This window comes from Streptomyces sp. JB150 (assembly GCF_011193355.1).
Taxonomy (GTDB): Bacteria; Actinomycetota; Actinomycetes; order Streptomycetales; family Streptomycetaceae; genus Streptomyces.
In genome coordinates this window covers 2,241,803-2,253,618 of sequence record NZ_CP049780.1, presented here as the reverse complement: position 1 = coordinate 2,253,618, position 11,816 = coordinate 2,241,803, and the positions used below count along the sequence as shown (strand labels likewise).

The following is an 11,816-nucleotide window of genomic DNA, read 5'->3' as shown; positions in this document are numbered from 1 at the left end:
GCGCTCAGCCGGACCCGCGCTCACGTGGGCCCGCGCTCAGGCGGACAGCGGGTCCAGCACCAGCGGCTCGATCTTGCCCTCCAGCATCGCGCCCAGCCCCTGCACCGCGCACACGTCGGGCCGCTCCGCGATGTGCACCGGCATACCGGTCGCCTGCCGCAGCATCTGGTCCAGGCCCGGCAGCAGCGCGCTGCCGCCGACCATCATGATCCCCCGGTCGGCGAGGTCGGCGACCAGGTCCGGCGGGCAGGCCCGCAGCACCTTGCCGATCCCGTCGAGCACCGCAGTGAGCGGCGTCTGGATCGCGTCCCGGACGGCGGCGGTGTCGATCTGCACGGAACGCGCCAGCCCGGTCGCCACGTCCCGCCCGTGGATCTCCGTCGAGGCCGGCCCCTGCGGGGTCAGCCCGTTGTCCGACAGGGCGATCTGCAACGGCCGTACCGACTGGCTCGGCAGCATCAGCTCGTGCTGGTGGCGCAGGTGCTGGACGATCGCGTGGTCGACGGCCTCACCGCCGACGGGAATCCGCTCGGCCGTCACGATCGACCCGAGCGACAGCACCGCGACCTGCGTCGCCGCCGCCCCGCACACCAGCACCATCGTCGCCTCCGGCTGCTCCACGGGCAGCCCGCAGCCGACGGCGGCGGCGATCAGGGTGTCGACCAGCTCCACCCGCCGGGCCCCCAGACCCACCAGCGTCTCGATCGTGGCCCGCTGCGCCAGCGGATCCGCGTCGTGCGGGGTGCAGGCCGCGGCGCGCAGCCGGGGCTTGCGGCGCAGACTGCGGCGGATCTTGTCACCGAGCAGGTGCCGGAGCATCCGCTGCGCCATCTCGATGTCCACCACCGTGCCGCCCGACACCGGCCGCACCACACGGATGTAGCCCGGCGTACGGCCCGTCATCTTCTCCGCCAGCTCGCCGACCGCGATCAGCGCGCCGGTCTTGGTGTTCACGGCGGCCGCGGACGGCTGATCGACGACCAGCCCGGCGCCCTTGACGTACACCCGCGTCCTCGCCGCGCCCAGGTCGACGGCGAAGTGGCAGCGACGCAGCTGCTCCAGACTGGCGGTCATGGCAGGTCCTCCCGAGAGCACAGACCGTGCCCGCCGGACGGCGGGCCACTGTTCGCATCGTGCGCGGGCGGGGGAGGGACCGCCTTTTGTGGGGGGCCGGGAGGGGAACGGCCGAACGGGCGATTCGGGGCCGTTCGCGGGTTCGCTCACAGGCCGCGGGCGGCGGCGAGGAGCGGGAGCAGACCGGCCGGGTGGAACAGCGCCCCCACCGCGCGGGCCGCCTCCTGCTCCGCGCGGGTCACCCCGACCACCAGGCAGCGCGCGGGCGGCACGCCGACCGCCGCGACGGCCGCCCGCAGGATCTCGTCGTCGGGCGGCAGCGCGGTGCGCCCCGTCTCCCGGCCGTGGACGCCGCCCGCCAGCAGACCGAGCAGGCCGTGCCGTTCCAGGAACGCGGTCGCCGCGGCGGGGGCGGTGTCGGTGACGACGGCCAGGCGCACGCCCTTGCGGTGCAGCGTGCGCACCACCGTGTCCGCGTGGGGGCGCAGGCCCGCCCGTCCGGCCGCCGAGACCTCGGCCGCCGCGAGCGTGTCGTGCAGGTCCCGCGCGTACGGGCGCCCCCGGAAGGCACGGAGCAGGTCGACGGGGCGCGGCAGCCGGTCGTCGCGCAGGGGGTCCGGTCCTCCCGGCAGGAGGGGCCGGCCCGAGAGGGCGTCCCCCGGGTCGCGTTCCTCGACCAGCAGGCGGGCCAGCGAGCGGACCGTCCGCAGGCGCTCCTCCCTGGTGTACAGCCGCGTCAGCGTGCCGTCGAAGCCGAGGATCACCGCTTGCGCGGCGCGCAGCGCCCGCGCGGCGGAAGGCCCGGAGGGGCGGCGCGGCTCGGGGGAGGCGTCCGGGAACAGGCTGTCCGGCACCTCGTCCCGCGGCAGCGGCCGGTCGTCGCGGAACTCCTCGTCCCGGGCCGGCAGCGACGGCAGGTCCTCCTCCGTGGGGAAGGAGCCCGCCGGCACGTCGTCCGGTTCGGTGCGCGGATCCTCGTCCGGCGCCGCCACCCCGTCCTCGCCGGGCGGCCCGCCGTACTCCTCGCGCAGCTCCTGGCCCAGCGCCAGCAGCTCGGGACTGCGGCCGCCCGACAGCTCGTACTCCTCGAAGACCTCCAGGGCCTCCTCCAGCCGCCCCTGCCGGCGCAGGGCGATCAGATACAGGCGGCGGAAGTCCTCCCGCGAGGGGTGCTCACGCACCAGCTCCGCGAGGTCGGCCGCCGCGCGGTCCACCTCGTCCAGATCGAGGTCCAGCTCGGCCCGCCGGCGGCTGAGGGTGAGGCGCAGCTGCTGGAGGCGGGTGCGGGCGGTCTGCGCGGCGGGGCCCGAGACGCCCTCCAGCGCGGGCCCCTTCCACAGGACCAGCGCGGCCGTCAGATGGCCGCGCGCCCGCTCCGCGTCACCGGCGGCGCGCGCCACCTCGGCGCGGGCGACCAGCTGCTGGCACTCGACCAGGTCGACGTGGTCGGTGCTGGTGTGCAGGGCGTAACCGCCGGGCAGCGCGGCCAGCACGCCGGGGCCGAGCGCGTTGCGCAGCCGGGAGGCGTAGGTGCCCAGCAGCCTGGTGGCGCGCGCCGGGGCCCGGGTGCCCCAGATGCCGTCGACGAGTTTCGCGTGGGTCACCTTGCGACCGTGGGACAGCAGCAGCATGCACAGCATCGCCCGTTCCTGCGGTGAGCCGGTGGCGACCGGCTGACCGGCGCCGCGGGTGACGGCGGGGCGGCCGAAGAGGACGTAGCGCAGCGGGACGTGGTCGGCGCGGGCCAGGTCGAGCAGCGCGCGGCGCTGGAGCCGGGCCGCGCCCTCCCGCTGCCGGGTGAGGCTGCCGGACAGGGTGTCGGCGAGCGCGGCGCTGTACAGGCGGCGCAGCGCGGCCGGGAGCGCGGAGAGCCGGTCGGCGGTGACGCGGGTGCCGGGACGGAAGGGCGCGCCCGACGCCAGCTGCCACAGCATCGCCCCGAGCGCGCGCAGGTCCCCGGCGAAGTCTTCCGGACCCGGCTCCTGGCCGAGGTCGGGCACGGTGAGCTTGACCGTCCCGTCGGGCAGGAGCACCACCTGGCCGAGGTCGACGGCCCCGTGGGCCACGGAGGCCCGGTGCAGGGCGATGAGGGCGCGGGCGAGCTGGTTGCCGATCGACACGGTGAGCGGGGCCGGCAGCCGCAGCCCGCCCGGATAGCCGAGGGCGAGGGCGTCGAGGGCGATGCCGTCGGGGTCCTCCGTCGTGACGTACGGCACGCCGTCCCGCACACCGTGGTCGAGGACGGTGACGACGCCCGGGTCGTCGAGCCGGGCCAGGGCCTCGGCGTGCCGCAGGAACGCCTCGCGGCGCTCCGGGGTCACCGGTGCCGGGCACAGCCGCAGCAGGACCCGCCGGTCCGTCCGGGTGTCGTACGCCTGCCACACCGAGCCGTCCGGCCGGCCGGGCCCGAGCAGCCGGTACCGGTCCCCGGGGGCCGCCGGCGGGGCGACGTTCCCGGCGAGCCGCCGCACGCTCTCCTCGCTGACCGAGGCGAAAGCCTCGCTCTGCACCGGGCTCGCCGTGCCGTTCTCCGCCGGGGTGGAGGCCAGGAACTCGCCGGGGGCGCGGCCCGCGCGGGTGTCGATCAGGGCGCCGACCTGTTCGAGGAGTTCGGTGGTCCGGGCGCGGGCCGTGCGGGGCAGGCCGCGCAGCAGGAGGTCGCGGACGCCGGGGCGGAAGGCGTAGGAGCCGGGCGGGCCGGGGACGGCGGTCAGCAGGCCGCCGAGGATGACCTCGGCGAGGTGCTGCGGGCGCGGATCGGGTTCCACCGCCGCCTGCACCAGCCGCATCACCGGCAGGTCGGGGCGGCCGAGCGCCAGATGGCCGGCCAGCCGGAAGGCCTGCGGGGAGGCCGTCGCGCGAAAGCGCAGGACGAGTTCCTCGGGGGTGAGGAGGGCGAGGTCCGTGCGGTCCGGGGCCGCGGCGGGCGCGGTGCCGTCGAGGCGGGCCACCGCCGCCGGGTACGGGGTGCCGCCGGAGCCGGCGGTCAGCGCCGCCCAGTTCGCCAGCCAGTGCGGGTCCGGTTCCAGGACCGGGAGGAAGAGGGCGCCCTCGGCGGGGGCCTCCTGCGGGTCGTCGTCGTAGGGGGTGAAGGTCAGCGTCGCCGTCGGGGCGGCCGGGCCGGGGGCCGACAGGTGGCCGGGGACCGTCGGGAGGGCCGTGTCCCGCCACAGGTGTTCCGGCAGCGGCTGGACCACCGCGAGCGGCATCCGGTGCGCCCAGCGGCGCAGGGTGGCGTACCAGAGGCCGGCCGCCGGGCCCCTGCGCCACTGCGGGCCCATGCAGTCGCTGACCAGCAGGACGACGGTGCGGCCGTCGGCGGGGGTGTGCGCGGCGTCGGCGGGCACCGAGCCGTCGGGACCGGCCGGGTGCACGGTGACGGTGCGGAAGACGCCGGACTGGGCGAGCGCGGTGTGCAGCTCCCGCACCAGGGGCCGCCATACGGGCATGGTGGGGCCGGTGTCGTGGACGAGCCGCAGTGACAGCCAGCGTTCCCTGGCGGGGCGCATGACCGGCAGCCACGTGTCCGGGTCACCGCCCAGGCGGGCGATGCGTTCGGCGGTGGCCCGCTCGTCCAGCTCCTGGCCGAGCGGCGCGTCGGCACGGCGTTTGAGCGGCCGCAGGGCGCGCTGCAGGGCCAGCGGGTGGCGCAGCATCGGCGGCGCCGGGGCGAGGAGGGCGGCGTGCCGGGCGGTCGCCGTCCCGGCGGGCGCCGGGAGGTGCAGGGGCGCCCGCGGGGGGTCGGGCCGCCGTCGCCCGGGTGCGGGCGGTGGCGAGTCGTCCCCGGGCGGGGGCGGGGGCTGGGGCGCGGGCGGCGGCTCTGCGGCCGGCGTACCGTCGTCCTCCCGCTGCCCCGCCGCCGCCCCGGCTTCCGTCCCCGCGTCCGGGTCCCGCTCCGGCTCGTGCGGTGCCCGCATGTGCCGGGCCAGCCACAGCAGTTCCGCCAGTTCGCGCGGGCTGGGGCGGTCGCCGCCGGACGCCTCGGCCAGCAGGTCGGCCAGGCGGGCGAGACCGTCCGCCGGGGGCTGCTCAGAAGGCATCGGGCTGCGGGCTCCGGCCGAGGTACGGCATGAGCCGTTCGGCCAGTTCGTCCAGGGACTCGGCGCCCAGGTCGGAGGCGCGGGCCAGGTAGATGGCGTTCAGCAGCTGGTCGGTGGCCAGTTCGCCGCCGCCCACCCGGGACAGGAACCGCTCGATCAGCCGCTGCGCGTGGCCGTCCGGCTCGCCCAGGTGCGCGCGGACGATGTCGGCGAGGTGCCGGTCGTCGGGCTGGCGCAGCCGCAGGATGACGCAGCGGCGCAGGAACGCGGGCGGGAACTCCCGTTCGCCGTTGCTGGTGAGGACGACGAACGGGAAGGCCCGGCAGCGGACCCGGCCCCGGGTGACGGGGACGCGGGCGTCGGTGCCGTCCGCCAGCACCTGGGCGACCGGTGTGTGGCGGGCGGCGCGCACCAGCTCGGGGATCTCGTACTGGCCCTCCTCCAGCACGTTCAGCAGGTCGTTCGGCAGGTCCAGGTCGCTCTTGTCGATCTCGTCGATCAGCAGGGCGCGGGGGCGGTCGTGGGGCAGGAGCGCGGTGCCCAGCGGACCCAGGCGCAAATGGTTCTCGATGCCGGACTCGCCGGAGCCGCCCTCCAGGTTCTGCCGGGCGGCGTACAGGCGGGACAGCGGGTCGTACTGGTAGAGCCCGTCGTGGAGGGTGCTGCGGCTGGTGATGTTCCAGCGCAGCACCGGGCCGAGCCGCAGTTCCCGCGCCACCGCGTACACCAGCGAGGACTTGCCGGTGCCGGGCGGGCCGGTGACCAGCAGCGGGCGGCGCAGGTAGAGGGCGGCGTTGACCAGCTGCACCGTCTCCGGGGTGGCCTGGTAGGTCTCCGCGCGGTGGGTGCGGTCGGGTGAGCCGGCGGAGGCGTCGTCGGCGTCGGACGGCGGGTCGAGCGCCGGGCCGCCGTCGAAGTGCCGCCACGGCGGCGGCGGGGGCAGCCTGAGGATGCCGTCGTGCGGCTCGTTGGTGCCGGTGTAGACGGGCCACAGGGACATGACGGGTCCTTCTCGTGAGGCGCGGGGCGAGGCGCGGGTCGGGGGTCAGGCGAGGGAGGCGACGGGTTCCACGGGCGAGTGCAGGCAGGCGGCCGGCTCCGGGAAGCAGCGCGGGTCGTCCCACAGCAGCTGCAGGTCGCGGGCCCAGTGCCGGTCGGGTTCGTCGGCGGCCTCCGCGGTCTCGCGCAGGGTGCGCACATGCCGGGGCAGATCGCCGGGCGGCACGCCGGTGACCGACTCGGTCAGCTCGTCGAGGAACGCCTCGCCCGGGCAGGGGCCGTCGTGCTCGCTGCCGGGGCAGCCGGCGCGCGGCCACAGCAGGATGGGCACGGGCACGTTGAGGCCGGCCTCGAAGTGCTGCCGTACGGCCGTGGGCGGCGCGGCGTAGGCGGCCACCGCGGCCTCGTGGTCGCGCAGCCGCTTGCGCAGGCTCGGCGGGCGCTCCGCGGGGGAGCAGTCCACCCGGTGCGGGGCGGTGCCGCCGCACACGTCCAGCTTCTGCCACTTCTTCGCGAGCTGGTGGCGCAGCCGGCCGCTGCGGTGCCGGGCCCGGTCGGCGACCACGAGGGGGTAGGCGCAGCCCAGCGGCGTCGGGTCGTCGGGGCTGCACTCCCAGCGGGCCACCGGCTCGTTGAGCCACTCCCGCGGCAGCACGAAGGTGATCAGCTCCTCGGCGTCCGGGGCGAGCTGGGTGAACGCCGCGTCGATGCGCTCCTGCACATAGGCCCGCACCCCGGTGCGCGGCAGGCGGCGCGCGCCGACGGGGCGGCGGTGGCCGTCGCGGTACGCGGACACCTCCACGGTGACCTGGTCGGCGCCCGCGCCGCTGTGCTCGATCTCCACGACGATGGGCGACCAGGCGGCGTCCGGCGCGCCGGGCCCGGCCGGCCGGGCCCGCCCGTCCCGCGCGTCCAGCAGGTCCGCGAGCCGGTCCGCGAACGCGGTCACCGCCTCCGGGTCCGGCACCTCCCACTGCACGTACGCCGCCGCCCGCGCCGTCGAGCCGAAGCCGCCCTCGGGCAGCGGCGGCCCGAACGGGCCGACCGCGTCGACGTACAGCCGGTCGGGGTCGACCCGCAGCCCGGCCTCGCCGGCCCGCCGGACCAGCGCGTACAGCCGCCGGCGGGCGTCGGCGTGATGCCCGGGGGTGGGCACCAGCTCGCCCAGCTCGTCCCAGTAGCGGGCCATGACCTCGGTGGGCAGCATCCGGCCCACCCGGACGCCGCGGTCGCCGGCGACGGCCGCGACCATGCCGACCACGGTTTCGTCGTCCAGGGTCACCGCGGCCCCGCTGAACCCGGCGGCCAGCGGCTGCCCGTGCCCGGTCAGCGCCTCCAGCTGGACCCACTCACCGGCGATCAGCGGGCCGGGCAGCGCCCGGTACTCGGCGAGCATGCCCTCGTCGTAGCCCTTCGGGAAGCCGTACGCGACCAGCCGGGGGCTGCCCCGCTCGGCGCCGGGCGGGGCGAAGACGGCCGGGGCGACCGGCACCTCCCACGCCAGCTCCAGCACGGCCAGGTCGCCGGGGTCGGTGACACCGCCGCGCCAGCCGCCGTGCACGGCCACCGAGGCGGGGACGGGGTCCAGGTCGCGCCGGCCCGGGAAGGTGACGGCGATCTTTGCGGTGTCGCTGCACCGCACGACGTGCGCGCAGGTCAGCACGCGGCGCCCGGACACCAGGAAGCCCGCGCCGACCTCCTTGCCGCACACGATCCGGGCGTGCCAGGCGTACCCGTTCACGGGCGCCCGGCGGTCCGGTCCGGCGTCCAGCTCAGCCGGACGGTCAGGTGTCCCTCCGCGGTCCCCTTGGCGATCACCGCCCCGGACTCCGCGCTGAGCTTCACGCCGAACTCCAGCTCCACCGCGTCCGGCCGGAGGGTGCCGTCCCGGAACACCCGCAGCGCGGACTCGGCCGCCGCGCGCACCCCGTCGAGCGCGCCCTCGAAGGTGCGGGCCGCCCGCGCGGGCCCGTCGCCGCGCGAGACGAGCCGGGCGCCGGTCTCGTCCTCGACGCCCTCCACCACGACCAGGGCGCCTTCCTCGGTCGTGAACTCCACCAGACCGTCCATGTGTTCGTCCGCTCCCCCGTGTGTGTGGCGTGTGACCTCGGTGAACTCCATTGTTGCCGAGCCCCGTTGGCGGTGTCCCGGCTTCCACCGCGCACCGCGCGTCCCACTGGCGGAAAACCGCCACAGGGTGAGCCAGCGGGGGCTGGGACACCTCGGCGGCTCCCCGGACGGCGGGCGCCGCCGCCCGCGTCCTCACCCTCGTCGCCGGCCACCGGCCACCGGCCACCGGGTGAGCGTCACCGCACTCGGCGACGGGATGCGGACCGTGGAGGTCGAGCGGAGGACGGGAGTTCCGGCGGGCGTTCACCCGGCGGGGCACCGTGATCGACGGCGTCCGGCCGGACGGGCGGGTCAGCGCCGACATGGCCGAAAGCAACGCCCACCCCGTCGCTCGCGCACCCTGAGTCTCGCCAGTCACGCGAGCCGCAGGCGATCTCACGAACGGCGCTCACCCGCTCCAGGGGACGGCTCACCGCCTGTTCGGACCCGGGCGACACCCAGCCGCTCCAAGTCCTGTGGCCGGATGAGGAGTTGCTCCGCCGTGGCCTCCACCTCCGCCGGCGGGCGCTTGAGGATCGCCGCCGCCGCCTCCGGTGCGATGACGGAGAAGTAACTGTCCGGAGTGGCCCAGGTGTTGCCGGGCGCGGCCAGCGCCAGCGCGCCGCCCGAGCCGCCCTCGCCGATGACCAGCGTGGTCACCGGCGTACGGGCGGCGGCCACCGCGCCGAACAGCTCCGCGATCGCCGCGCCCGCGCCCTGCCGCTCCGCCTCCGCGTCATTGGCGGCACCCGGGGTGTCGACCAGCGTCAGCACCGGGATGCCCAGCCGGTCCGCGAGCCGGATCAGCCGGGCGGCGGTGCGGTATCCGGCGGGGCGGGTCGCCGTGCCGGTCTGGGCGGCGTAGGCGACGGTACGGCCGCCCGGCCCGTCCTCGTGCGTGCCGAAACCGCACAGCATCCCGTCATCGGTGCCGCCGCAGCGGTCGCCGCCGATCGCGACCCGCTCGGTGAAGTAGGCGTCCAGGTAGCGCTCGGCGCGGGGGCGGTGGGGAGCGCGGGCGCGCAGCACGGCGTCCCAGCCGGTGGCGGGCAGGTCGGTGGCGCCGAGGGGCGGGGGCGGGGGCGCGGGCCGGACGGAGGGTGACGTGAGCAGCCGCAGCCAGCGCCCGAGCGTCGCCCGCAGCTCCGCGGGCCGTACGACGGCGTCCGCGGCGCCCGCGGCGACCTGCGCCTCCGCCGTGTACGCCGCCGGGTCGGCGTCCGCCGGCCGCACCCGGGAGCCCGCGAACCCGACCTGGGCGCCCGGCAGCGCCAGCACCACGTCCGCGCCCGCGCCCAGGGTGGCCCAGCCGCCGCCCGTGGTCGGATCCCGCAGGACCGCGATCTGCGGCAGCCCCGCCTCCCGGGTGAGCACCGACTGGCGGGCCACCCGCTGGAGCTGGGTGAGGGCGAGCATGCCCTCCTGCATCCGGCTGCCGCCGGTGGCGACGAGCGGCACGACCGGCAGCCGGTGCTCGCGCGCGTACGTGTACGCCGCCTCCAACCGGTCCCCGGTGCGCTCGCCGAGCGAGCCGCCGAGGAAGCCGAACTCGAAGGCGATCAGCACGGCGGGCACGCCCTCGACCTTTGCGGTGCCGCACACCACCGACTCGTCCTCGCCGGTGCGCGCGGCGGCGCGGGCGCGGGAGGCGTCGTAACCGTGCCAGCCGAGGGGCCCGTCGGGCGCGGACTCCCGCTCGGGGTACGGCAGTTCGCGGAAGCCGGCGGTGACCAGGCCGATGATCTCGCGGGCGCTGTGGCGCGGATGCTCAGCCACGGCCCAGCGCCCGCTTCATGATCTTGCCCATGTCGTTGCGGGGCAGCGCGTCGAGGTGGCGCAGGACGCGGGGCCGCTTGTGCGGGGCGAGCCGCCGGGCCACATGGTCGGCCAGCTCGGGCAGCGAAGGCGGCCGTCCGGTGTCGGCGGGGACGATCCAGGCGACGATCCGCTCGCCCAGATCCGGGTCGGGCTCCCCGGTGACGGCGGCCTCCCGCACCGCCGGGTGTTCCAGCAGGGCGTTCTCGATCTCCCCGGCGCCGATCTTGTACCCCCCGCTCTTGATCAGGTCGGTGGCCTTGCGCCCGACGATCCGCACGTACCCGTCCGGGTCGCGCACCGCCACGTCACCGGTGCGGAACCAGCCGTCGGCGGTGAAGGCGGCGGCCGTCGCGTCGGGCCGGTTCAGATACCCGGTGAACAGATGCGGGCCGCGCACCTGGATCTCCCCGACCGTCTCCCCGTCGTACGCCGTGACGACGCTGCCGTCCTCCTCCACCAGCCGCAGCTCCACACCGGGCAGCGGCACCCCCACGGTCCCGGCGCGGGCCTCGCCGTCGGCGCGCACGCTGGTGTTCATCAGCGTCTCCGTCATGCCGTACCGCTCGACGACCCGCCGGCCCGTCGCCGCCGCGATCCGCTCGTGATCGTGCACGGGCAGCGCCGCCGACCCCGACACCAGCAGCCGGGCGCCGCTCAGCGCCCTGACCAGCTCCGGGTCACCCGGCAGCGCCTCCGCGATCCGGTGATACATCGTCGGCACCCCGAACAGCATCGTCGCGCCCGCGTTCAGCTCCCGCGCGACGCCCTCCGTGCCGAACCGCCCGAGATGCCGCACGCTCCCGCCGCGCCGCAGCGGCCCGAGGATGCCCAGCACCAGCCCGTGCACATGGAACAGCGGCAGCCCGTGCACCAGCACGTCGTCCCCCGTCCACTGCCAGGCGTCCGCCAGCGCGTCCAGGGTCGCGGCGACGGCGCGCCGCGGGATCACGGCACCCTTGGGCGGGCCGGTGGTCCCGGAGGTGTAGACGATCAGGGCCGGGTGGGCGTCGTCGGCGGGCTCGTCGGGGAGGGGCCGTCCGGGGTCGGAGGGGGTGCCGGGGTCCGTGGCTGTGGCGGAGGGGGTGCCGGGGGTGGAGGAGGCCTCGGAGTTGGAGGGGGCCCCGGAGTCGGCGTCGGCGTCGGTGCCCGCGTCGACGTCGATCCGCCGGAGCGCGCGCAACGGGCCGGGGAGTGCGTCGCCGGGCGCGACGAGCACCGCCGCGGGCGCGCTGTCGCCCACGATGTGCGCCAGCTCCTGCTCGCCCGACTTCGGGTTCAGCGGCACCACCGGCACCCCGGCGAGCAGTGCGCCCACCACCCCGACGGCCGTCTCCGGCGTCGGCGTCGCCCACACGGCGACCCGGCGGACGCCTCGCACCCGCCCGGCCACGGCACCGGCCGCCGAGGCGAGCTGCGCGTACGTCAGCGAACGGTCACCGAAGCGGAGAGCGGGACGTGCGCCGGCCGCACGGTCGGCGAGTGCGGGGAAGAGGGAGGACACGCGGCGTACTCCTTGCGACTGGGGGACGACACCACCGTTCCTATCAGGCGCACCCCCGCGCCAGACCCGACCGCGGGTGGACTCCGCCACGACGACGGACGCCGAATGCCGGCTCCTACGGAGGGGCCCCCGCGGAGCCCCCTGCTCCCGGCCCCTGCGACCTCTCCCCGACCTTCCCCGGCCTCTCCGGTCTCTCCGACCTCCTCGACCTCACCACCCCGCGCGGACGGTTGTTACCCTGCGCCCGGCCGACCGCGGTCCAGTCCGCCGTCTCC

At 76.9% G+C, this 11,816-nt stretch carries 7 protein-coding genes; all 7 read right to left on the bottom strand.

The window, feature by feature from the left end; translation table 11 throughout:
* Positions 1-36: 36 nt before the first annotated feature.
* On the bottom strand, positions 37-1,074 hold the full coding sequence (locus G7Z13_RS10520) for a rod shape-determining protein (RefSeq protein ID WP_165998115.1): 1,038 nt from the start codon (positions 1,072-1,074) through the stop codon (positions 37-39).
* A 146-nt stretch (positions 1,075-1,220) separates the two neighbouring features.
* Positions 1,221-5,114, bottom strand: coding sequence for an SAV_2336 N-terminal domain-related protein (locus G7Z13_RS10515; protein WP_165998113.1), 3,894 nt, complete (start codon positions 5,112-5,114; stop codon positions 1,221-1,223).
* Positions 5,104-6,114 (bottom strand): MoxR family ATPase, encoded by a 1,011-nt coding sequence (locus G7Z13_RS10510; protein ID WP_165998111.1) that lies wholly within the window; start codon positions 6,112-6,114, stop codon positions 5,104-5,106. Before G7Z13_RS10510 ends, G7Z13_RS10515 begins: the two co-directional genes overlap by 11 nt.
* Positions 6,115-6,159: 45 nt before the next feature.
* The gene (locus G7Z13_RS10505; protein WP_165998109.1) at positions 6,160-7,854 is read right to left on the bottom strand and encodes a trypsin-like peptidase domain-containing protein; all 1,695 of its coding nucleotides are present in this window, start codon (positions 7,852-7,854) and stop codon (positions 6,160-6,162) included.
* Entirely contained in the window at positions 7,851-8,183 is a 333-nt protein-coding gene (locus G7Z13_RS10500; RefSeq protein WP_165998107.1) for a CU044_2847 family protein, read from the bottom strand. The genes G7Z13_RS10505 and G7Z13_RS10500 overlap by 4 nt, the downstream gene beginning before the upstream one ends.
* Before the next feature lie 435 nt (positions 8,184-8,618).
* Complete coding sequence (locus G7Z13_RS10495) at positions 8,619-9,998, bottom strand: carboxyl transferase domain-containing protein (protein WP_165998105.1); 1,380 nt, start codon at positions 9,996-9,998, stop codon at positions 8,619-8,621.
* Positions 9,991-11,541, bottom strand: a complete 1,551-nt coding sequence (locus G7Z13_RS10490) for an acyl-CoA synthetase (RefSeq protein WP_165998103.1) — start codon at positions 11,539-11,541, stop codon at positions 9,991-9,993. The genes G7Z13_RS10495 and G7Z13_RS10490 overlap by 8 nt, the downstream gene beginning before the upstream one ends.
* Positions 11,542-11,816: the final 275 nt, after the last annotated feature.